At 73.5% G+C, this 22184-nt stretch carries 22 protein-coding genes; 15 read left to right on the top strand and 7 right to left on the bottom strand.

The annotated features are described in order from the left end of the window. The first annotated feature begins 65 nt into the window (after positions 1 to 65). From RMN56_RS06805 to speB, 7 genes are read left to right on the top strand one after another with little or no spacing between them, the layout of a single operon-like run. On the top strand, positions 66 to 1250 hold the full coding sequence (locus RMN56_RS06805; RefSeq protein ID WP_313722980.1) for an ABC transporter substrate-binding protein: 1185 nt from the start codon (positions 66 to 68) through the stop codon (positions 1248 to 1250). A 5-nt stretch (positions 1251 to 1255) separates the two neighbouring features. After that, positions 1256 to 2425 carry an ABC transporter ATP-binding protein gene (locus RMN56_RS06800; RefSeq protein WP_313722979.1) on the top strand — a complete coding sequence of 390 codons (1170 nt, stop codon included), beginning with the start codon at positions 1256 to 1258 and terminating at the stop codon, positions 2423 to 2425. After that, positions 2422 to 3333, top strand: coding sequence for an ABC transporter permease (locus tag RMN56_RS06795; protein ID WP_313722978.1), 912 nt, complete (start codon positions 2422 to 2424; stop codon positions 3331 to 3333). Before RMN56_RS06800 ends, RMN56_RS06795 begins: the two co-directional genes overlap by 4 nt. 58 nt (positions 3334 to 3391) lie before the next feature. Further along, a complete protein-coding gene (locus RMN56_RS06790) occupies positions 3392 to 4228 on the top strand; it encodes an ABC transporter permease (RefSeq protein WP_313722977.1) in 837 nt (278 codons plus the stop codon). Beyond that, positions 4225 to 5646, top strand: coding sequence for an NAD(P)/FAD-dependent oxidoreductase (locus tag RMN56_RS06785; protein ID WP_313722976.1), 1422 nt, complete (start codon positions 4225 to 4227; stop codon positions 5644 to 5646). The genes RMN56_RS06790 and RMN56_RS06785 overlap by 4 nt, the downstream gene beginning before the upstream one ends. Continuing rightward, positions 5646 to 6848, top strand: a complete 1203-nt coding sequence (locus RMN56_RS06780; RefSeq protein WP_313722975.1) for a saccharopine dehydrogenase family protein — start codon at positions 5646 to 5648, stop codon at positions 6846 to 6848. The genes RMN56_RS06785 and RMN56_RS06780 overlap by 1 nt, the downstream gene beginning before the upstream one ends. Further along, a complete protein-coding gene (gene speB, locus RMN56_RS06775; RefSeq protein WP_313722974.1) occupies positions 6845 to 7858 on the top strand; it encodes an agmatinase in 1014 nt (337 codons plus the stop codon). Before RMN56_RS06780 ends, speB begins: the two co-directional genes overlap by 4 nt. A gap of 3 nt (positions 7859 to 7861) precedes the next feature. On the opposite strand, the gene RMN56_RS06770 is transcribed toward speB, so the two are convergent. The 4 genes from RMN56_RS06770 to RMN56_RS06755 form a co-directional block, all read right to left on the bottom strand. After that, positions 7862 to 8305: a hypothetical protein gene (locus RMN56_RS06770; RefSeq protein WP_313722973.1), complete on the bottom strand. Its 444-nt coding sequence runs from the start codon at positions 8303 to 8305 to the stop codon at positions 7862 to 7864. 99 nt (positions 8306 to 8404) lie between these two features. Next, a complete protein-coding gene (locus tag RMN56_RS06765; protein ID WP_262286605.1) occupies positions 8405 to 8752 on the bottom strand; it encodes a DUF779 domain-containing protein in 348 nt (115 codons plus the stop codon). After that, entirely contained in the window at positions 8752 to 10257 is a 1506-nt protein-coding gene (gene adh, locus RMN56_RS06760; protein WP_313722972.1) for an aldehyde dehydrogenase, read from the bottom strand. The genes RMN56_RS06765 and adh overlap by 1 nt, the downstream gene beginning before the upstream one ends. Before the next feature lie 40 nt (positions 10258 to 10297). Continuing rightward, entirely contained in the window at positions 10298 to 11578 is a 1281-nt protein-coding gene (locus RMN56_RS06755; RefSeq protein ID WP_313722971.1) for a GAF domain-containing protein, read from the bottom strand. 130 nt (positions 11579 to 11708) lie between these two features. Here RMN56_RS06755 and RMN56_RS06750 point away from each other — a divergent pair, with 130 nt between their 5' ends. The 7 genes from RMN56_RS06750 (at position 11709) to RMN56_RS06720 (ending at position 19202) form a co-directional block, all read left to right on the top strand. Beyond that, the gene (locus RMN56_RS06750; protein ID WP_313722970.1) at positions 11709 to 12569 is read left to right on the top strand and encodes an SCO6745 family protein; all 861 of its coding nucleotides are present in this window, start codon (positions 11709 to 11711) and stop codon (positions 12567 to 12569) included. Between the two features lie 184 nt (positions 12570 to 12753). Further along, a complete protein-coding gene (locus tag RMN56_RS06745) occupies positions 12754 to 13419 on the top strand; it encodes a response regulator transcription factor (RefSeq protein WP_313722969.1) in 666 nt (221 codons plus the stop codon). Next, positions 13416 to 14468, top strand: coding sequence for a sensor histidine kinase (locus tag RMN56_RS06740; protein WP_313722968.1), 1053 nt, complete (start codon positions 13416 to 13418; stop codon positions 14466 to 14468). Before RMN56_RS06745 ends, RMN56_RS06740 begins: the two co-directional genes overlap by 4 nt. A gap of 98 nt (positions 14469 to 14566) precedes the next feature. Next, positions 14567 to 16672 (top strand): pyridoxal-phosphate dependent enzyme, encoded by a 2106-nt coding sequence (locus tag RMN56_RS06735; protein WP_313722967.1) that lies wholly within the window; start codon positions 14567 to 14569, stop codon positions 16670 to 16672. After that, positions 16669 to 17805 carry a D-alanine--D-alanine ligase family protein gene (locus RMN56_RS06730; RefSeq protein ID WP_313722966.1) on the top strand — a complete coding sequence of 379 codons (1137 nt, stop codon included), beginning with the start codon at positions 16669 to 16671 and terminating at the stop codon, positions 17803 to 17805. The genes RMN56_RS06735 and RMN56_RS06730 overlap by 4 nt, the downstream gene beginning before the upstream one ends. Further along, the gene (locus RMN56_RS06725) at positions 17802 to 18437 is read left to right on the top strand and encodes a M15 family metallopeptidase (protein ID WP_313722965.1); all 636 of its coding nucleotides are present in this window, start codon (positions 17802 to 17804) and stop codon (positions 18435 to 18437) included. The genes RMN56_RS06730 and RMN56_RS06725 overlap by 4 nt, the downstream gene beginning before the upstream one ends. An 81-nt stretch (positions 18438 to 18518) precedes the next feature. After that, positions 18519 to 19202 carry a hypothetical protein gene (locus tag RMN56_RS06720; protein WP_313722964.1) on the top strand — a complete coding sequence of 228 codons (684 nt, stop codon included), beginning with the start codon at positions 18519 to 18521 and terminating at the stop codon, positions 19200 to 19202. 70 nt (positions 19203 to 19272) lie between these two features. On the opposite strand, the gene RMN56_RS06715 is transcribed toward RMN56_RS06720, so the two are convergent. The 3 genes from RMN56_RS06715 to RMN56_RS06705 are packed head-to-tail and all read right to left on the bottom strand — an operon-like array spanning position 19273 to position 21565. Further along, a complete protein-coding gene (locus tag RMN56_RS06715; RefSeq protein WP_313722963.1) occupies positions 19273 to 20262 on the bottom strand; it encodes an ABC transporter permease in 990 nt (329 codons plus the stop codon). Further along, positions 20259 to 21149, bottom strand: a complete 891-nt coding sequence (locus RMN56_RS06710) for an ABC transporter ATP-binding protein (protein WP_313724661.1) — start codon at positions 21147 to 21149, stop codon at positions 20259 to 20261. The genes RMN56_RS06715 and RMN56_RS06710 overlap by 4 nt, the downstream gene beginning before the upstream one ends. Positions 21150 to 21160: 11 nt before the next feature. Continuing rightward, positions 21161 to 21565 carry a GntR family transcriptional regulator gene (locus RMN56_RS06705; protein ID WP_313722962.1) on the bottom strand — a complete coding sequence of 135 codons (405 nt, stop codon included), beginning with the start codon at positions 21563 to 21565 and terminating at the stop codon, positions 21161 to 21163. Positions 21566 to 21669: 104 nt separating this feature from the next. Between RMN56_RS06705 and RMN56_RS06700 the strand changes: the two genes are divergently transcribed. Next, positions 21670 to 22107: a hypothetical protein gene (locus RMN56_RS06700; RefSeq protein WP_313722961.1), complete on the top strand. Its 438-nt coding sequence runs from the start codon at positions 21670 to 21672 to the stop codon at positions 22105 to 22107. Positions 22108 to 22184: the final 77 nt, after the last annotated feature.

The following is a 22184-nucleotide window of genomic DNA, read 5'->3' as shown; positions in this document are numbered from 1 at the left end:
TGACCCTCCCGCCGGCGCGCCACCCCCGTCCCGCCGCCGACGATGACCCCCCGAGGAGTCGTCACATGCGTAGTCCCCTCCGGCACCTCACCCGGCGCGGTCTGCTCACCGGGACCCTGGGCTCGGCCGCGTTGCTCGCCACGGCGGGCACCCTGGCTGGCTGCGGCACCAAGGGCGCACAGCAGACCGAGGCCGGTTGCAAGAGCGACGACCTTTCCGCCACGGAGAAGAAGCTGGCCTTCTCGAACTGGCCGCAGTACATGGACGTGGACGAGAAGGACGAGTCCAAGCGCCCCACCCTGGACGCGTTCATCGCGAAGTCCGGGATCCAGGTGACGTACACCGAGGACGTCAACGACAACAACGAGTTCTTCGGCAAGGTGCAGAACCAGCTCGCCGGTTGTCAGACGACCGGCCGCGACATCATGGTCCTCACCGACTGGATGGCGGCCCGGATGATCCGGCTCGGCTGGATCCAGAAGCTGGACAAGGCGAAGCTGCCCAACGTCGAGGCGAACCTGCTGCCCTCGCTGCGCGGCCGCTCCTTCGACAAGGACAACCAGCTCGCCATCCCCTGGCAGTCGGGCCTGGCCGGGCTCGCGTACAACGCCAAGGTGGCCAAGGAGATCCGCACGGTCGACGAGCTGCTCACCCGCCCGGACCTGAAGGGCAAGGTGACCGCGCTGTCGGAGATGCGCGACACCATGGGCCTGCTGCTCCAGGCCGGCGGTCACGACCCGTCGAACTTCACCCCGGCGCAGTTCGACGACGCGCTCAACAAGCTGAAGAAGGCCGTGGACTCCAAGCAGATCCGCAAGTTCACCGGCAACGACTACGCCCCCGACCTGGCCAAGGGCGACATCGCCGCCTGCATCGGCTGGTCCGGCGACGTGGTCCAGCTCGGCTTCGAGGACGAGAAGATCAAGTTCGTGGTGCCCGAGTCCGGCGTGATGCTCTGGTCGGACAACATGCTCGTGCCGAACAAGGCCAGCCACCGGGCCAACGCCGAAGAGCTGATCAACTACTACTACGACCCGGCGGTCGCGGCGAAGCTCGCCGCCTACGTCAACTACATCTGCCCGGTGCAGGGCGCGCAGGCCGAGATGGAGAAGATCGACCCGGATCTGGCCGCCAACCCGCTCATCTTCCCGGACGACGCGATGCTGTCGAAGTCCAAGGTCTTCATGGCCCTGGACGAGAAACAGGAGAAGGAGTACGAGACCAAGTTCCAGCAGGTCATCGGGGCGTGAGAGACATGGGCACGAAAACGCGGGAGCGCGAGACACCGGCCGGCGACCTGCGGCTGGCCAACCTGACCAAGCGCTTCGGCATCTTCACCGCGGTGGACGACCTCAGCCTCACCATCCCGCAGGGCTCGTTCTTCGCCCTGCTCGGGGCGTCCGGCTGCGGTAAGACCACCACCCTGCGGATGATCGCCGGGCTGGAGGAACCGACCAGCGGGCAGGTGCTGCTCGGTGACCGGGACATCGCCGGGCTGCGGCCGTACAAGCGGCCGGTGAACACGGTGTTCCAGAGCTACGCGCTCTTCCCGCACCTCGACATCCACGAGAATGTGGCCTTCGGGCTGCGGCGGCGCGGCATCCGCGCGGTGACCGACCAGGTCGAGCGGATGCTCGCCCTGGTGCAGCTCGAAGGGTACGGCCGGCGCAAGCCGGCCCAGCTCTCCGGCGGCCAGCAGCAGCGCGTGGCGCTGGCCCGGGCGCTCATCAACCACCCGCAGGTGCTGCTGCTGGACGAGCCGCTCGGCGCGCTCGACCTCAAGCTGCGTCGGCAGATGCAGATCGAGCTGAAGCGGATCCAGACCGAGGTCGGCATCACCTTCGTGCACGTCACCCACGACCAGGAGGAGGCCATGACCATGGCCGACACCGTCGCGGTGATGAACGCCGGCCGGATCGAGCAGCTCGGCGCCCCCGCCGACCTTTACGAGTACCCGGCCACCGCGTTCGTGGCGAACTTCCTCGGCCAGTCCAACCTGCTGGCCGGCGAGGCCGCCGGCCGCAGCGGCGAGGACGTGGCGGTCACCGCGCACGGCGCCCGCTTCTCGGTGCCCGCCGGGCGGGCCCGGACCGACCAGGGGACGGTCTTCCTCGGGGTACGTCCCGAGAAGCTGCACCTGGTGGGCGGCCCCGACGAGGTGCCCGCCGGCCACCAGCACGTCGGCGGGGTGGTCACCGACGCCTCGTACGTCGGGGTGAGCACCCAGTACCTCGTGCGCACGGCGTGGGGCAGCGAGCTGTCCGCGTTCGCCGCGAACACCGGGGACGGCGGACGGCTGGCCGTCGGCGCCCCGGTGACCGCGCACTGGGACCCGCGGCACGCCTTCCTGCTGCCCCGGGCGGCCGGCGAGGACGACCAGACCAGCCCGGTGCTCGACGAGCCGCCGGTGGGTGCGCTGTCATGAGCGCCCTGGCCCATGTACCGACCTCGGCGGGGCAACCGGCCGCGGCGCCGGGGCCCCGCCGGGGGCGGAGCAGGCTGCTGCCGTACCTGCTGCTGCTGCCGGGCGCCGCCTGGCTGCTGATCTTCTTCGTCCTGCCCCTGCTCCAGCTCGCCGCGGCCAGCCTCTACGACCCGAGCGGATCCCTGGCCACCGGCTACGCCATGACCGGGGAGGTCGGCAACTACTGGGACGCGCTGAGCGCGTACTGGCCGCAGTTCGCCCGGTCGTTCGCCTACTCGGCCATCGCGCTGGTGCTGGCGCTGCTCATGGGCTACCCGCTGGCGTACGCGATCGCGCAGAAGGCCGGCCGGTGGAAGAACCTGCTGCTGGTCGCCGTGGTCGCGCCGATGTTCACCAGCTTCCTGGTCCGCACCCTGGCCTGGAAGACCATCCTGTCCGACAACGGCGCTCTGGTCGGCCTGCTGCGGGACGTGCACCTGCTCGGGGCCGACGGCCGGCTGCTGGCCACCCCGTTCGCGGTGGTGCTCGGCCTGACGTACAACTTCCTGCCGTTCCTGGTGCTGCCGCTGTACGCGAGCCTGGAGCGGCTCGACCCCCGGCTGCTGGAGGCGGCGAGCGACCTGTACGCGAGCCCGCTGCGCGCCTTCCGGCGGGTCACCCTGCCGCTGTCGATGCCCGGGCTGATCGCCGGCACCCTGCTCTTCTTCATCCCGGCCACCGGCGACTACATCAACGCCGAGCTGCTCGGCACCCCGAACGAATACATGATCGGCAACGTCATCGACTCCGCGTTCCTGGTCCGGCTGGACTACCCGCAGGGCGCGGCGCTGTCGTTCCTGCTGATGGCGGCGATCCTCGCGATCGTCTTCGTCTACCTGCGCAAGGCCGGCACGGAGGAGGTCCTGTGAGCGCGAGGAGTGCAGCGAAGCGGAGCCCCGCAGTCGCGAACGAAAGGCCGGCTCTGTGATGCGGCGGTGGCTCGCCGACCGGTGGGTGATGGGCGTGGCCCTGCTCGTCCTCGGCTACCTGTCGCTGCCGATCGTGGTGGTCGCCGGCCTCTCCTTCAACCGGCCGTCCAGCCGGCTGTCCTACGACTTCAACGAGTTCACCCTCGACAACTGGACCCACCCCTGCGCCACCTCCGACATGTGCGACGCGGTGGTCCGCAGCATGGAGATCGGCCTGATCGCCACCGTCGTCTCCACCATCCTCGGCACGCTCATGGCGTTCGCCCTGGTCCGGCACGGCTTCCGCGGGCGGTCCGGGATCAACGGCCTGATCTTCCTGCCGATGGCCACCCCCGAGCTGGTGATGGGGACCTCGCTGCTCGCCCTCTTCGTGGCCGCCGGCGTGCCCCAGGGCTTCTGGACCATCGTCATCGCGCACGTGATGTTCTGCGTGTCGTTCGTGGTGGTCACCGTGAAGGCCCGGCTCGCCGGCATGGACCGGCGGCTGGAGGAGGCCGCCATGGACCTCTACGCCAGCGAGTGGCAGACGTTCCGGCGGATCACCCTGCCCCTGGTGCTGCCCGGCATCGTGGCCGCGGCGCTGCTCGCCTTCTCGCTCAGCTTCGACGACTTCATCATCACGAACTTCAACGCCGGCACCACGGTCACCTTCCCGATGTACGTCTGGGGCGCCGCCCAGCGGGGCATCCCGCCGCAGGTCAACGTCATCGGCACGGCGATGTTCGCGATCGCGCTGCTGCTGGTCGGGGCCAGCTCGCTGCGGGGCCGCCGGGCTCGCCGCGCCGCTCTCGCGGCTCCCGTCGCCGCCGTCGGGGCCTCGAAGAGCGCGTCATGACACTCCCGCATACCGGCCGGGCGCTGGCCGACGCCGCGCCCGTCCCGTACTGGCTCGACCGGCCGGACCGCCCGGACGCGCTGCCGCCGCTGACCGGCGCCCACGACACCGACCTGCTGGTGGTCGGCGGCGGGTACTCCGGACTCTGGACCGCCCTGCTGGCCAAGGAGGCCGACCCCGGCCGGGACGTGCTCCTGGTCGACGCGGGCACCTGCGGCTGGGCGGCGTCCGGACGCAACGGCGGGTTCTGCGCCGCCTCGCTCACCCACGGCCTCGCCAACGGGGCCGAGCGGTGGCCCGCCGAGATCGACGAGCTGGAGCGGCTCGGCCGGGAGAACCTGGACGCCATCGCCGCCACCGTGGCGAAGCACGGCATCGACTGCGACCTCGAACGCACCGGGGAGCTGGCGGTCGCCGTCGAGCCGTACCAGCTCGCCGGCCTCGCCGAGGACGCCGAGCTGGCCCGCCGGTACGGCCACGACGTCCGGCTGCTCGACCGGGACGAGGTGCGCGCCGAGGTGGCCTCGCCGACGTACCTGGGCGGGATGTGGGACCGGGACCGGGTGGCCCTGCTCGACCCGGCCCGACTGGCCTGGGGGCTGCGCCGCGCCGCGCTCGACCTGGGCGTCCGCATCCACGAGCACACCCGGGTCACCGGGCTGGCCCGCGACGGCGGCGCGCTGCGCGCGGCCACGGCCGGCGGCCCGGACGCCGCACCCGGCGCGGTGCGGGCCCGGCAGGTGGTGCTGGCCACCAACGCGTTCCCGCCGCTGCTGCGCCGGCTGCGCGCCTGGCTGGTGCCGGTCTACGACTACGCGCTGATGACCGAGCCGCTGACGCCCGCCCAGCGGGACGCCATCGGCTGGCGCAACCGGCAGGGGCTGGCCGACACCGGCAACCAGTTCCACTACTACCGGATCACCGCCGACGGCCGGATCCTGTTCGGCGGCTACGACGCGGTCTACCACTACGGCAACCGGATGGCGCCCGAGCTGGAGCAGCGCGAGGCCACCTTCACGGCCCTGGCGTCGCACTTCTTCACGACCTTCCCCCAGTTGGAGGGGCTCCGCTTCAGCCACCGCTGGGGCGGAGTCATCGACACCTGCACCCGGTTCTGCGCGTTCTTCGGCACCGCCTACGAGGGGCGGCTGGCGTACGCGGCCGGGTACACCGGGCTCGGCGTCGGGGCGACCCGGTTCGGCGCCCGGGTGATGCTCGACCTGCTCGGCGGGGAGGAGACCCCGCTGACCCGGCTCGACCTGGTCCGCCGCAAGCCGCTGCCGTTCCCGCCGGAGCCGATCCGGGCCACTGGCATCCACCTCACCCGCTGGTCGCTCGCCCGCGCCGACGCGCGGGAGGGGCGGCGCAACCTCTGGCTCCGTACTCTCGATCGTCTTGGACTGGGGTTCGACTCCTGATGCGTATCCTCCTCGTCGGCGCCGGTGGCGTCGGCTCCGCCGCCGTATCCATCGCCGCCCGCCGCTCCTTCTTCGAGACCATGGTGGTCGCCGACCACGACCCCGCCCGCGCCGCGCGGGCAGTGGCCGGCCACGGCGACCGGTTCGTCGCCGCGACCGTCGACGCCTCCTCGGCCGAGGCGGTCGCCGCGCTCTGCCGGGAGCACCGGATCACCCACGTGCTGAACGCGGTCGACCCGCGCTTCGTCATGCCGATCTTCGACGGCGCGTTCGCCGCCGGGGCCGACTACCTGGACATGGCGATGTCGCTGTCCCGGCCGCACCCGGACGCGCCGCACGCCGAGACCGGCGTGAAGCTCGGCGACGAGCAGTTCGCGGCGGCCGCCGCCTGGACGGAGGCCGGCCGGCTGGCGCTCTGCGGCATCGGCGTCGAACCCGGACTCTCCGACGTCTTCGCGCGCTACGCCGCCGACGAACTGTTCACCGAGATCGACGAGATCGGGGTACGCGACGGCGCCAACCTCACCGTCGACGGCTACGACTTCGCCCCCTCGTTCTCCATCTGGACCACCATCGAGGAGTGCCTGAACCCGCCGGTCGTGTGGGAGGCCGACCGGGGCTGGTTCACGACCCCGCCGTTCTCCGAGCCCGAGGTGTTCGAGTTCCCCGAGGGCATCGGCCCGGTCGAGTGCGTCAACGTGGAGCACGAGGAGGTGCTGCTCATCCCGCGCTGGGTGAAGGCCAGGCGGGTCACCTTCAAGTACGGCCTCGGCGACGAGTTCATCGAGGTGCTGAAGACCCTGCACAAGCTCGGCCTCGACGCAGTCTCCCCGGTGCGCGTCCGCGGCGTCGAGGTGTCGCCACGGGACGTGGTGGCCGCCTGCCTGCCCGACCCGGCCACCCTGGGCGACCGGATGCGCGGCAAGACCTGCGCGGGCACATACGTCACCGGCACCGGTGTCGACGGCCGGCCACGGCGGGTCTACCTCTACCACGTGGTCGACAACGAGTGGTCGATGGCCGAGTACGGCCACCAGGCGGTGGTCTGGCAGACCGCCGTGAACCCGGTCGTCGCCCTGGAGCTGCTGGCCACCGGCGCCTGGTCCGGCACCGGCGTGCTCGGCCCCGAGGCGCTGCCCCCGGTACCCTTCCTCGACCTGCTCACCGGCTACGGCTCGCCGTGGGGAATGGAGGAGCGGTGACCCGCTACGGCCCGATGTTCGGCCCCGACGTGACGTTCCTCGGCGTGCCGCCGTGCACGCTCGAGGAGCCGGTGACGTACGCCGACGCCGACGTGGTGATCGTCGGCGCGCCCTTCGACGGCGGCACCTCGCACCGGCCGGGCACCCGGTTCGGCCCGTCCGCCATCCGGCAGGCCTGCTATCTGCCGCACGACGGCTCCCGACCCTCCCTGGCCCTGCGCGTGGACGCGTTGCGGGACCTGTGCGTCTACGACGCCGGCGACGTCGAGATGTTCTCCGGCGACATCGAGCGCTCGCTGGGCGCGCTGGAGACCGCCGTGCACGCGGTCGCCGCCGCCGGGGCGATCCCGATCGTGCTCGGCGGCGACCATTCGATCGCGTTGCCGGACGCCACCGGGGTGGCCCGGCACCACGGGCTCGGCCGGGTGTCCCTGGTGCACTTCGACGCGCACGCCGACACCGGGGACATCGAGTTCGGCTCGCTGCACGGGCACGGCCAGCCGATGCGCCGGCTCATCGAGTCCGGCGCGGTCCGCGGCGACCGCTTCCTCCAGATCGGCCTGCGCGGCTACTGGCCGGGACCGGAGACCCTGTCCTGGATGGCCGACCAGCGGATGCGCTCGTACGAGATGACCGAGGTGGTGGCGCGCGGCCTGGACGAGTGCCTCACCGAGGCGTTCGCGATCGCCACCGACGAGTGCGAGGGCGTCTTCCTCTCCGTCGACGTGGACGTGGTCGACCCGGGCATGGCCCCCGGCACCGGCACGCCCGAGCCGGGCGGGTTCACCTCCCGGCAGCTCCTCGACGCCGTCCGCCGGGTCTGCTACGAGCTGCCGGTGGTCGGCGTGGACGTGGTCGAGGTCGCCCCGCCCTACGACCACGCCGACATCACCGCGTACCTCGGCAACCGGGTGGTGCTGGAGGCCCTGTCGGCCATCGCCCGCCGCCGCCGCGACGCCGCCGGCGGCGACCCCTGGAACCCGCGACAGCCCCTCCTGGACGCCCGCTGATCGTCAGTGTCGGGCGCAGTGTCGGACGAGGCGGAGTGGTTCGGTGGTCTCGGTGAGCGAGTTGGGCTCGACGACGAGGCGGGCGATGGCGGTGGTGGGCCCGCCGCGGAAGGCGCCCCGGTCGGCGGGGATCGTCGCCGTCCAGGCGCCGGCGGTCCGGTCGTCGGTGCACGCCCCGATCACGCCGAAGCCGAAGCCGGTGATCGAGCCCCGGCGGACCCGCTGGCCGAGGTGGACCTCGATGTACGCCAGGCCCCGCTCGGCGCCGCAGGCGTACCGGCCGCCGATCGTGGCGGCGTGCGCGGGAACGTCGGCCGTGCCGAACCAGTTCACGGAGATCCTCGGGGCCGGCGAAGCCACGGCGGCGCCGGGTGCGAGGCCGAGCGTGGTGGCGGTGGCAAGCGTGGCGAGGCCGCCGGCGAGCAGGGACTGTCGGACCGGGCGCATGCGCGGGCTCCTGTCTGGCGGTGGTGAGGGCTGATCCGATGTGGACCGGCGTCAGAATCCCACCGGCGCGGTGCCGGCGAGCTGGAAGATCTCGGACAGTCAGCGGGCCAGGTGGGAGCGGATGAGGAAGCGGACGCCCTCCGGTGCCTCCAGGGAGAAGCCGCTGCCCCTGCCGGGCACCACGTCGACCGTGAGCCGGGTGTGTTTCCACAGCTCCCACTGGGCGGTGGACATCCAGAACTCGACCGGCTCGGGCACCCCGTCGACCTCCAGCGAGGCGAGCAGCACGTCGGAGCCGCCGGTGCGGAACTCGCCGGCCGGGTAGCACATCGGGGCGCTGCCGTCGCAGCAGCCGCCGGACTGGTGGAACATGATCGGCCCGTGGGCCGCCCGCAGCGACCGGATGAGACCGGCCGCCGCGGGCGTCAGGGTGACGGGGTCGCCCATCAGAAGAAGCCCAGCTTCTTGGGGGAGTAGCTGACCAGCAGGTTCTTGGTCTGCTGGTAGTGCTCCAGCATCATCTTGTGGTTCTCCCGGCCGATGCCGGACTGCTTGTACCCGCCGAACGCGGCGTGCGCCGGGTACGCGTGGTAGCAGTTGGTCCAGACCCGGCCGGCCTGGATCGCCCGCCCGGCCCGATACGCGGTGTTGATGTCCCGGGTCCAGACGCCGGCGCCCAGGCCGTAGAGGGTGTCGTTGGCGATCTTCACGGCGTCGTCGAGGTCGGCGAAGGAGGCCACCGAGACGACCGGACCGAAGATCTCCTCCTGGAAGATCCGCATCGAGTTGTCGCCCTCGAAGATCGTCGGCTCGACGTAGTAGCCGCCGGACAACTCGCCGCCGAGGTCTGCGCGCGCACCGCCGGTCAGCACCTTGGCGCCCTCCTGCCGGCCGATGTCCAGGTAGGACAGAATCTTCTCCAACTGGTCGTTGGACGCCTGCGCCCCGATCATCGTGTCGGTGTCCAGCGGGTGGCCCTGGGTGACCTGCTGCGTCCGGTCGACCGCCGCGGCCAGGAAGTCCGAGTAGTGGCCCTGCTGGATCAGCGCCCGCGACGGGCAGGTGCAGACCTCGCCCTGGTTGAGCGCGAACATGGTGAAGCCTTCGAGGGCCTTGTCCCGGAAGTCGTCAGAAGCAGCGCTGACGTCGTCGAAGAAGATGTTCGGGCTCTTGCCGCCCAGCTCCAGGGTGACGGGTTTGATGTTCTCGCTGGCGTACTGCATGATCAGCCGCCCGGTGGTGGTCTCGCCGGTGAACGCCACCTTCGCCACCCGGGGCGAGGAGGCGAGCGGCTTGCCCGCCTCGACGCCGAAGCCGTTGACCACGTTGACCACGCCGGGCGGGAGCAGGTCGGCGACCAGCGACAGCAGGTAGTGGATCGACGCCGGGGTCTGCTCGGCCGGCTTGAGCACCACGGCGTTGCCGGCGGCGAGCGCCGGGGCGAGCTTCCAGACCGCCATGAGGATCGGGAAGTTCCACGGGATGATCTGCCCGACCACGCCGAGCGGCTCGTGGAAGTGGTACGCCACCGTGTCGTCGTCGATCTCACCGAGCGAGCCCTCCTGGGCCCGGACCGCCCCGGCGAAGTAGCGGAAGTGGTCGATGGCCAGCGGGATGTCGGCGGCCAGGGTCTCGCGTACCGGCTTGCCGTTCTCCCAGGTCTCGGCAATGGCGAGGGATTCCAGGTTCTCCTCCATGCGGTCGGCGATCCGGTTGAGGATCAGCGACCGTTCGGCGACCGAGGTGCGGCCCCAGGAGTCGGCGGCGCCGTGTGCGGCGTCGAGGGCCTTCTCCACGTCCTCGGCGGTGCCCCGGGCCACCTCGCAGAAGGTCTGCCCGGTCACCGGGGTCGGGTTCTCGAAGTACCGGCCGCCGTGCGGCTTCACGTACTCGCCGCCGATGAAGTGGTCGTAGCGGGACTGCCAGTGGGTGGGGGCGTCGTAGCGCGTCATGGGTACCTCCGCCGTCCGTCAGGGGTGGACGGCGGGGACGTTAGCTTCCGCGACGTTGCAGGAACGTTGCGCGCGGCAGGTCGTACTCCTCGGCGAGCTGGCGGGCCCGGGCCAGGGCGAGCGGCCGGCGCGGCGCGCCCGGCGGCAACGCCCGCGCCAGGGCCTGCCAGGCGGCGAGGTCGTCGGCGCCGGTGGGCGTCGCGGTCCAGGCCGTGAGCAGCGCCGGGTCCGCGGCGGCCAGCACGGCCGCGCGGAGCTGGCCGTCGACCAGCCGGCGCAGTCGCGTCACTCCGGGCGCGTCCGACCCGGGCAGCAGGGGCCCGGGGTACGCCCGCAGCGCCCCCGCCGCGTCGCCACCCTCGAGCAGTTCGGTGACGGTACGGAAGTCGGCGCGCACCGCCGGCCGCAGCCGGTACGGGCGGGAGTCGAGCAGCTCGTCGCCGAGGGCCCGGCGCAGCCGTGACAGTTCGGCGCGCAGGGTGACCGGGTGCAGCCGGTCGTCGCCGTAGAGGTCGAGGCCGAGCTGTTCCCCGGTGCGCCCCTCGGGGTGGTCCAGGAGCAGCACCAGCAGCTCGCTGTGCCGGCGGCCGAGCCGGATCCGCCGGCCGGCCACGCGCAGCTCCGCCTCGTCCCGGCCCAGGGCGGCCACGTGCAGCACGTCGGGTTCGGTGGGGGCGCCGGCCAGGAACGCCTCGGCGGCCCGGGCGGTGGCCCGGACCAGGGCCAGGCTCTGCGGGGTGGCCAGGTGGTCTCCGCCGGTGATGTCGATGGCGCCGAGCAGCCGGCCGGTGGCCGGGTCGTGGATCGGGGCGGCGGCGCAGGTCCAGCGCTGCACCGGCCGGACGAAGTGCTCGGTGGCGAAGATCTGCACACTGTGGTCGACGGCCAGGGCGGTGCCGGGCGCGTTCGTGCCGGCGTGGGCCTCGTCCCAGCGGGCGCCGGGCACGAAGTTCATCCGCTCGGCGTGCCGGAGCACGCCGGGATGCCCCTCCACCCAGAGCAGCCGTCCGTCCGCGTCGCAGACCGCCATGAGGTGCGCGCCGTCCAGCGCGATGCCGCCGAGCAGGTCGCGGAAGAGGGGCAGCACACGGTTCAGGGGGTGGGCGGCGCGGTAGTCCGCCAGCGCGTCGTCGGTGAGGTCCACCGGGGCGGTGGCCTCCGGGTCGAGCAGCGCGGACCGCTCCCACGACCGGCGGACCACGTCGCGGACCCGGCCCGTGGTGGTGCCGGCGGTGAGGAACGCTTCGTGGGCGGCGCCGACCTGAGCGATCCGCTCGGCCGGATCGGCGCCGAATTCCAGGGCGAGCCACGGGTCAGCCATCGGCGACCTCCTCGCGCCCATGGTGACCCAGCTCACCGCCGATCGCCAAGCCGCCGCTGAACTTGTCGTTGACAAGTTCCGGGCGGACTCCCAAACTTGTCGATGACAAGATGCGATCGGGGAGGTCGGGATGGAACTCGCGATGGTCCGCAGGATGTGGCAGCTCATCGAGCCCGTGCACGCGCTGGTCTACTACGCGCCCGAGCTGACCGAGGAGGCCGCCGGGCTCGGCCTGGCCACCGACGAGCGCTGGCCCGGCTACTTCGCGCTGCGCAGCGCCCCGCTCGGGGCGGCCGGCCCGAACCTGGTCGCCGCCACCTACTACAGCTTCAGCCCTCGGATGGTCGCCGAGTACGTGCCGCCCGTCTGGGCCACCGCCGACCCCGCGAAGGTGCTCGCCGCCCGGCTGTCCGGCGTGGACCGGGCGCTGCGCTCCCTGCTCGGTGACCGGGTCGAGTCGGCCGAGCTGGCCGAGGCCGCCACCCTGGCCCGCCGCGCGGTGCGCGCCGCCGACCTGGGCGGCCGTCCGCTGGCCGCCGCCAACGCCGACCTGCCCTGGCCGGACGCGCCGCACCTCGCGCTCTGGCAGGCGGTCACGATCCTGCGCGAGCACCGGGGCGACGGCCACATCGCCGCGCTGCGGACCGCCGGGCTGGACCCGGCCGAGTCGCTGGTCTCCTTCGCCGCGGTCGGCGCCGCCCCGGTGGCGGTCTTCGCCAGCCGCCGGTGGAGCGCCGACGAGTGGGCGGCCGCCCGGGACCGGCTCGCCGCCCGGGGCCTGGTCGACGGCGACGGGGTGGCCACCGACGCCGGCCGCCGGCTCCGCGACGAGGTGGAGCGGCGGACCGACGAGCTGGCCGCCGCCCCGTGGCGGGCGCTCGGGCCGGCGGCCGGCCGGTTCGCCCAGCTCGTCGCCCCGGTCACCCAGGCGGTCGTGGCCACCGGCCTGCTCCCCGCGCAGAGCACCCTCGGGATCACGCGCCCGCAGTGATCCGGGTCACCTCCTCGGCCACCCGTGGCCCCTCCGGCCGGGACGAACGCCCCAGACGGCACGACGGGCGCCGGCGCCTGCCCGCCGGCGTGGAGGATTGCTCCGGCGGCGCTTACGGAACCCTTATCTCCTGCCTGGGACCGTATGCGGGACGGATGACCGGAGCACGGGGGAGCGGACAGCGGTGCGGGTGTTGGTGGCGGACGACGAGCGGTTGCTGGCGGACACGGTCGCCGAGGGGCTGCGCCGGTTCTCGATGGCGGTCGACGTCTGCTACGACGGGGACGGCGCGCTGGAGCGGATCGGGGTCAACCGGTACGACGTGGCCGTGCTGGACCGGGACATGCCCGGCGCCACCGGCGACGAGGTGTGCCGGGAGCTCGCCGGGTCCGCGGCCGGCACCCGGGTGCTGCTGCTCACCGCCGCCGCCGGCATCCGCGACCGGGTGGCGGGCCTCGGGCTGGGCGCCGACGACTACTTGACCAAGCCGTTCGCCTTCGCCGAGCTGGTGGCCCGGGTGCAGGCGCTCGGCCGGCGGTCCGCCCCGGCGGTCCCGCCGGTGCTGGAGCGGCACGGGGTGGTGCTCGACGTGGCCCGGCACACGGTCACCCGGGACGGGCGGCCGCTCGGCCTGAGCCCCAAGGAGTTCGCCGTCCTGCACGTGCTCATGCGGGCCGGCGGCGGCGTGGTCAGCGCCGAGGAGCTGCTGGAGCAGGCCTGGGACGAGTTCGCCGACCCGTTCACCAACGCGGTCCGGGTCACCGTGATGACGCTGCGCAAGAAGCTCGGCCAGCCGTCGGTCATCCACACCGTGCCGAAGGCCGGCTACCGGATCGGCGAGCCGGCGTGAGCCCCCGCCGTCGCGTCCTGCTGGTCGGGGTGCTCGCCCTGCTCGTCGGCTACTGGCTGCCCGGCTTCGGCAAGTGGCTGCTGGGCCAGGTGTGGTGGCGGGCCCACGAGTTCTGCGACGTGCCGACAATCGGTGTGGTGTGCGAGCCGGCCCGCCCGTTCGTCCCACTGCTGCCCGGGCTGGCCGAGCTCCTGGTGCTGCTGGCCGGTGCGGTCGCCGTCTGGGCCGCGGCCCGCTGGTGCCTGCGCCCGGTGCGCGACCTCGCCGACCCGATCGCCGACCTCGGGCCGCAGAACCTCGGTCACCGGATCCGCCGCGGCGGCCGCGACGAGCTGGCCCGGCTGGCCCGCGCCATCGACGACATGATGGACCGGGTCACGGCCGGCTACGAGGGGCAGCGGCGGTTCGCCGCGAACGCCTCGCACGAGCTGCGGACGCCGCTGGCGGTGCAGCGGACGCTCATCGAGGTCGGCATGGCGCAGACCCTCACCGGTGAGCAGCTCGACCTGCTCACCGCCCAGCTGCTGGCCACCAACGAGCGCAACGAGCGGCTCATCGAGGGCCTGCTCGCGCTCAGCGAGAGCGACCAGGGGCTGCGCTCCTCCACCCCGCAGCGCCTCGACGAGATCGTCACCACCGTGCTGGCCGCGTACGTGGACCGGGCGGCCGAGGCCGGGGTGACGGTGGAGAGCCGGCTGGTGCCCCGGGTCGTGCCGGGCGAGCGGGTGCTGCTGGAGCGCCTGGTCACCAACCTCGTGGAGAACGGCATCAAGTACAACCGGCCGGGCGGCCGGCTCACCGTCACCGTCGGCGGTGACCCGGCGCTGACCGTCACCAACTCCGGCCAGGCCGTGCCGGGCGAGGCGGTCGCCGGCCTGTTCGAACCCTTCCGGCGCCTGGCCCGGGACCGGACCAACCAGGGCGGCGGCGCCGGGCTCGGCCTGGCCATCGCCCGCTCGATCACCCAGGCGCACGACGGCATCATCGCCGCGCGGCCCGGCGAGGACGGCGGCCTGCGGGTCGACGTCCAGCTACCCGCCGTGCGCTGACCACCCCTTCCGACCTCCGGGAGCCGCCCTCGCGGCGTCCCGCGATGCCCCCTACCCGAAAACGACCGACGGCGTGCGACGCCGGGAGAGGAGACCGCGTGCCGACCCGTACCGATCCGGCCGCGACGCCGGCCGACCGGGTGGTCTGGGCCGACGTGGCCAAGGGCGCCTGCATCATCCTCGTGGTGCTCTGGCACGTCATCGTCAAGCACTACCTGCGGATCGACTGGCGGATCGACCTGCCCGTGCCGGGTGCCTGGGGGCTGCTCGGCGAGCAACTGCTCCCGCTGCGGATGCCGCTCTTCTTCACCCTCTCCGGGATCTTCGCGGCGAACGCCGTGGCCCGGCCGTGGCGGGTCGCCGCCCGCCCCCGGATCGCCCGGAACCTCTACCTCTACGCCACCTGGCTGCTGATCCACACCGCCCTGCTGGCGCTCGTGCCGGACTTCCCGACCGACCGGGCCACCAACCTCGGTGGCCTGCTGGCCCAGCTCACCGTCACGCCCTCGAACCTCTGGTACCTGTACGCGCTGGCGCTCTACTTCGCCCTGGCCAAGGCGCTGCGCCGGGTCCGCCCGGCGGTGCTGCTCGCGGCCTCCGGCGCGTTGTCCGCCGTGGCGGCGACCGGCCTGCTGGACAGCCCGGGCAACCGGGGGCAGGTCTACCAGAACCTGGTGTTCTTCCTGGCCGGCGTGCACCTGCGGCCGTACCTCCAGAGCTGGGCCGCCGGCGCGAGCGCCCGCCGCCTGGCCGCGACCGGCGCGGTGTACGCCGTGGCTCTGGCCGCCATGGCGCTGGCCGGGGCCGAGGGCTGGCCCGGTGTCCGGCTGCTCGTGTCGGTCGTCGCCGTGGCGTTCGGCGTCACGGCCGCGGCCCGGGCGGCCCGGCTCCGGGTGGTCGGCGGGGCGCTCGCCCGGCTCGGCCGCCGCACGCTGCCGATCTACGTGATCCACATGCCGGTGCTCGCGCTGCTGCACCGGCTCCTCGCCGGCCCGGTCGCCGAGCTGAACCGGCCGGGGCGGGCGCTGCTCGTGGCCGGCTACCCGGTCCTGCTCACCGCGCTGGTGCTGGCGCTCAGCCTGGCCGTCCACCGCGGACTCACGGCGGCCGGCGCGCGCTGGCTGTTCGACCTGCCGCGCTTCGCCGGCACCGACCACAACCGAGAAGGAGAGACCATGTCCACCAGCCACGCTCCGGCCCTGCCGGACCGGGCCCGCGTCGAGGAGGCAGCCTGGTGGCTGTCCGGCCGGGTGGTGCGTACCCCCGTGCTTAACTGCCCGGCGATCGACCGGCTGGCCGGCGCCCGGATCCTGCTCAAGGCGGAGAACCTCCAGACCGGAGGCTCCTACAAGATGCGCGGCGCGATGCTGGCGGTCGGCCGGCTCGCCGCGGACGGCCACACCGGGGTGGTCGCGCAGAGCACCGGCAACCACGCGGTGGCGGTGGCCCTCGCCGCCCGCCGGCACGGGCTGGCCGCGACCGTGGTGCTGCCCGTCGACGCGGCGCCGGTCAAGGTGGCCCGGGCCCGGGCGGCCGGGGCGCGCGTCGTCCTCGCCGGCACCACCGTCGAGGAGCGGCTGGCCGTCGCCCGGCAGGTCGCCGACGCCGACGGTCACCCGCTGGTCGACGCGTACGACCACCCGGACGTGGTGGCCGGGCAGGGCAGCGCCAGCCTGGAGCTGATCGAGGAGGCGGAGCGCGCCGGCACCCCGCTGGACGCGCTCGTGGTGCCGGTGGGCGGTGGCGGCGGCGTCGCGGGAGCCTGCCTGGCCGCCGCCGGCACCCCCATCGAGGTGTACGGCGTCGAGCCGGTCGGCTGCGACTCGCTGGCCCGCAGCCTGGCCGCCGGCCGGCCCACCCCGGTCGTGCCGGCCCCCACCATCGCCGACGGCCTCCGCCCGAGCTGCGTGGGCGACCTGCCGTTCGCGGTGGCGCGGGACGCCGTCCGGGGCGTCGTCCGGGTCGACGACGACGCGATCGCCGACGCGTTCCGGCTGCTCCTGCTGGAGCTGAAGGTGCTCGTCGAGCCGTCCGGAGCGGCCGGGCTGGCCGGCGCGCTGCGGCTCGCGGGCGGCCCCGAGGGCGGGCGGTACCGGACGGTCGGCGTGGTGCTGACCGGAGGCAATGTCGAGGCGGAGCTGGTGGCCCGGCTGGCGGGTGCACCCGTCGCCGACCCGGCTCGGATGGAAGGGGTGGCGGCGTGAGCGCTGCGATTCGGATCGGAGTCCTGTTCGGTGGCCCGTCGGCGGAGCACGAGGTCTCCTGCGCCTCGGCGCTCGGCGTGACCCGTGCACTGGTCGAGCGAGGTCACCACGTGGTGGCGCTGGGGATCACCCGTGCCGGCGGGCTGCGGCTGGTGCCCGAGCCGGTGCTGGCCGAGCGCTGCGCCAGCGTGGGCACCGGCCTGGCCATCGACGACCGGCTGCCGGTGACCGGCCCGGCCGTGGAACTGCGGGCCGGGACGCGCGCCGGAACGGTGGCGGTCACCGCGGCCGACGCGCCGGGTACGGTGCACGCCGAGCTGGACGTCGTCTTCCCGGTGCTGCACGGCCCGTACGGCGAGGACGGCGTGGTGCAGGGGCTGCTCGAATCGCTCGGGGTGCCGTACGTCGGGTGCGGGATCCTCGCCTCCGCCGTCGGGATGGACAAGGTGGCGATGAAGCGGGCGCTGCGGGCCGAGGGAGTGCCAACCACCCCGCACGTCTGGTTCGACGCGCCGACCTGGCGGGCCGCGGAGGACCCGGAGAAGCTGGTCGTCGGTCTGCGCCGGCCGCTGTTCGTCAAGCCGGCCCGGATGGGCTCCTCCATCGGGATCTCCCGGGTGGCCGAGGGCGACGACCTGACGGCGGCGGTCGAGGAGGCGCTCCGGCACGACCACGTGGTGCTGGTCGAGCAGGGCGTGACCGGCCGGGAGCTGGAGTGCGGGGTGCTCGGCGGCTGGCACCCGGAGGCGTCGGCGGTCGGCGAGGTGCGGGTCGAGGGCGGCTGGTTCGACTACCGGCAGAAGTACTTCGGCGACGCCGACCCCATGACCGTGCCGGCGCCGCTGCCCGACGAGGTCACCGAGCGGATCCGGGAGCTGTCCGTGCGGGCGTTCACGGCGATCGGCGGCTGGGGCCTGGCCCGGGTCGACTTCCTCTACGACGAGACGACCGGGGAGCTGTTCGTCAACGAACTCAACACCCTGCCCGGCTTCACGGCGCACTCGATGTACCCGAAGGTGTGGGCCGAGTCCGGCGTCGACTACCCCGAGGTGGTGGACCGGCTGGTCGCGCTCGCCTTCACCCGGCACGAGGCCCGGCCGGCGGGTGTACACCCCGGGGGCGGTGCGGCATGATCCTGCTCTCCGATCCCCGGGTCGCCGCCGTGTCCAGCCGGGACGACGGCGATCCGCTCGTCGACCTGCGGGACCTGCCGGAGCTGCGGCTGGACACCCGGGCCGCCGACCCCGCCGGGGCGTACGCCCGGGTGCGGCGCGGGGTCGCGGACCGGTTGGTGGCCGCGCAGCGCGCGCTGCCGGCCGGCCTGCGCCTCCTGGTCGTCGAGGGGTACCGGCCGTACCGGGCGCAGCTCGACATCTTCACCGGCTACCGGGACGAGCTGCGCCGGCGCTACCCGGACTGGCCGGCGGACCGGCTGCACCGGGAGACCACCAAGTTCGTGTCGCCGGTCGAGGTGGCGCCGCACAGCACCGGTGGGGCGGTCGACCTCACCCTGTGCGACGCCGACGGGATCGAGCTGGACATGGGCACGGCCCTCGACGCCACCCCGGAGGAGAGCGCCGACGCCTGCTTCACGGCGGCCCGGCACATCCCGGTGAGCGCGTGGCGCAACCGGCAGGTCCTGGTGGCGGCGCTCAGCGGGGCGGGGCTGGTGAACTACCCGACCGAGTGGTGGCACTGGTCCTACGGCGACCGCTACTGGGCGCTGCTCACCGGAGCGCCACACACCCGTTACGGTCCGCTGTGATCCGCCGCCCCGACTGAACGGTACGGCCCTCCCGTCCGTACCAGGCGTCGAACGAGACCACCGGACGACGGGAGAGACAACGTGAGGGTGCAGCGCAAGCACGTGCTGGCGGCGACCGTGGCACTGGCCGCCTCGGCGGTCGTCGCGGTGGGCACGGGGATGGGGTTCGCCGAGACCACCCCGACCGGGCAGTCGGCCTGTGCGGGGTCGGTGACCTTCTCGGCGGAGGGCGGGGCGCCGGCGGCCACCAGCGACCGCTTCCCGGTGGGCACCCGGCTGCGGGTGACCAACCTGGACAACCGCAAGGTCGCGACCGTCACGGTGACCGGCCCGTCGGGCAGCTGCGTCCTGCTCAACGCGGCGGCCATGGACCTGGTCCGCGAGCCGGGCAAGAACGTGATCCGTCGCAACCTGGTCGAACGCCTCGACGGCGGCGCTCCGGCGACCGCTGCGGCCCGGCCGGGCCGCGGTGCCCCGGCCGGCGAGGCCCGGCCCGGCAACGCCCGGCCCGGCGGCGCTCTCGCCAGCGCCTGCAGCGGGGCGATCACGTTCTCCGCCGAGGGCGGGGCGCCGGCCGCCACCAGCGGCCAGTTCCCGGTGGGCACGCGGCTGCGGGTGACGAACCTGGACAACGGCAGGGCGGCGACCGTGACCGTCACCGGGCCGTCCGGCAGTTGCGTGCTGCTCAACGCCGCGGCCATGGACCTGATCCGGGAGCCGGGCAAGAACCTGGTCCGCCGCAACGTGGTGGAGCTGCTGCGCTGACCGCGCCCGGCCCGGCGCCGGGTGGAACGCCGGGGCGGCTGCCCCGGGGCGTTCCACCCGGCCGGGCCGCTCAGGCGATGCGGCGGAGCCGGCGTACGGCGAGGTAGAGCAGGAGGGCGGCGAGAGCGACGAAGATGCCGGTCTCGATCCACTGGAACAACCAGAACCGGCCGGCCGGCTGGTAGAGCTCCCAGTTGTAGGCACCGGGTCCGACGCCGAGTTCTGCCCCGCAGCGGCGGCCGTCCGGTCCCTGGCCGCCCGGCGGGCACATGATCCGGGTGTCGGCCGCCACCATCTTCCCGTCGGCGTTGCGCACACCGTTGGCGAGGACCCAGTTGCCCCGGTCCTCCGGCAGCGGGTCGGCCCCCTCGATCGGGAAGGTGCGGGTGAGGGCGGGCTGGTAGTGCGGTCTGGCCAGGATCGCCACCGCCGCCCGGACCCCGATGAACGCGGCCAGGGTGACGCCCATGGCGGGCAGCATCCGGCGCCAGAGGGTGCCGGCGAAGATGCCGAGCGCCACCGCGAAGAGGGTGTAGCCGATCGGGGCGATGCCCTGCAGGTCGAAGACGATGAAGCCGAGGCGGCCCTCGTGCGCGGCCTGGGTCAGCGGGCTGACCCACCAGGCCATGCCCAGTCCGTAGCCGATGGCCAGGGTCAGCGTGACGACGACGACCAGGCCGAACTTCACCAGGGCCCATCGCGTCCGGCCGACACCCTGCGTCCAGGCGAACCGGTGCGTGCCGTGCTCCACCTCCCGGGCGACCAGCGGGGCGCCCCAGAACAGACCGACGAGCACCGGCAGGACCACGAGCAGGACCGCCACCAGGTTCAAGCTCTGGTACTGGTTGGTGAACCGGCGGAACCCCGCCTCGCAGCCGTCCGCAGTGGCCTGGTCGGCCCCCGGACGCGCCAGCTGGCTGACGCAGTCCGGCAGCCCGAGCTCGGTGAAGCTGTGCCGCATGGACAGCCCGATCGGGATCATCAGGGCCGCCAGCGCGGCGAACCCGAGGAGGGTGAAGAGCAGCTGCTTGCGGTGCTGCCGCCAGGCCAGCCAGATCATGCCGGCACCTCCCAGGCCGCGTGGCTCGTGGTGGTCTCGCCCTCGGCGAGGTGCGCCAGCACGAGGTCTTCCAACGTCACGTCGTGCACCGTCCACTCCGGAGAAAGGGCAGCACCGCTCGTACGGACCAGCAGGGTCGACTGCCGGGCGGTGTGACTCGCCCGGACCACGGCGTCGACCCCCTCGATCGGTTCGCCGCCGTGCCGGGGCCCGACCAGCCGCCGATGTGCGGCGACCAGGTCGTCGACCGCGCCCACCAGGTGCACCCGGGCGGCCTGCAGCACGACCAGGTAGTCGCAGACCCGCTCCAGGTCGGCCAGCAGGTGCGAGGAGAGCAGCACTGTCGTCTCGGAGTCGGCGACGCTGCCCATCAGCGACTGCAGGAACTCCCGGCGCGCCAGCGGATCGAGGCTGGCGACCGGTTCGTCGAGAAGCAGCAGCCGGGGCCGCTTCGCGAGTGCGAGGGCCAGCGCGACCTGCGCCCGCTGGCCGCCGGACAGCTTGCCGACGGGCAGCTTCGGCGGGATGCCGAGCTGGGCCAGCCGGTTGCGGGCGAGCGCCCCGTCCCAGCGCTTGTTCATCCGGCGGCCCACCTCCACCAGCTCGGCCGCGGTGAAGTCCCGGTAGAGCGGGGTGTCCTGGGCGACGAAGCCGATCTCGGGCAGCACCGACGGGTTGGCGTACGGCGTTTCGCCGAAGATCCGCACCGCGCCGGCGTCGGGCCGCAGCAGGCCGACCGCGAGGTGCAGCAGGGTGCTCTTGCCGGCACCGTTGGGGCCGACGAGGGCGGCGATCCGCCCGGCGGGCAGGCGCAGCGAGCAGTCCCGCAGCGCCCAGGTTCTCCCGTACCGTTTGCCGAGCTGCTCGGCCTCCAGCGCGATCTCCATCAGCTGTCCTCTCATCCTGCTGAGGCGGGTTCGGCGCGCGTCGTGCCGGCCCGCATGGTGGTCTCGACCAGGGCGGTGACGTCTTCCGGGGTGAGCCCGGCGGCGCGGGCGCGGTGCAGCCAGGCCACCAGCTCCTCGCGGAGCTCGGCCTGATCGGCCAGCGACGAGCCGGCGATGGTCCGGCGGACGAAGGTGCCGACGCCGGGGCGTCCCTCGACCAGACCTTCGATCTCCAGTTCGCGGTACGCCTTCAGCACCGTGTTCGGGTTGATGGCCAGCGACTGCGCGACGTCGCGGACCTTCGGCAACTGGTCGCCAGCCGTCAGCAGCCCCACCCGCAGGGCCTGTTTGACCTGCTGGATCAGCTGCACATAGGTGTTCACCTTGGACCGGCCGTCCAGTACGAACTCGATCACGCGACGCCCTTCTATTGTCCTACGACAGTAGGACTATAGAACAGGATCCGCCGTCGTGGGGTCTCTCGACGGGAGTGTCGGGGGCGGGGCCTAGCGTGCCGGGCGTGGGCATCCTGACCGAATACTTCGCGGCCACCCCGGAACGGGCGCGGGCCGCCGCCGCGACCGGACCGGACGACGACCTGGATCCGCTGCGGTGCAAGAACGTCGAACCGTTCGTGCTGGGCGGCGCGCTGTGGGAGGTGGTCCGCGCGGGCCGGCTCGGGTCGCCGCGCGCCGGGCTGCACGCCGGCGGGGAGCGGATCGACGGCCACGACGACGAGGGGCCGTACCTCATCCGGCTGGTGCCGGACTTCGTCGCCGAGCTGGCGGCCCTGCCCGACGAGCGCCTGCAGCCGGTCGCCGCGCAGTGGGGCACGGCCGAGGAGTGGCCGGGCGAGCCGGCGGTCGACCCGCTTGTCGAGCTGGTCGCCGAGCTGCGCCGGGTGGCGCGGGCGGCCGGCGCGGAGGGGCTCGACGCCTACTGCTGGATGTGCCTGTAGGCCGGGGACGGGTGGAGCACCACGGGCGGCACCTGGGGGGATCGACGCCCGTGGTGTTCCACGATCGAGGGCTGACG

Source organism: Micromonospora halotolerans (assembly GCF_032108445.1).
Classification (GTDB): Bacteria; Actinomycetota; Actinomycetes; order Mycobacteriales; family Micromonosporaceae; genus Micromonospora; species Micromonospora halotolerans.
Note: the sequence above shows the minus strand (reverse complement) of the source record. Positions and strands in the feature narration are given on the sequence as shown.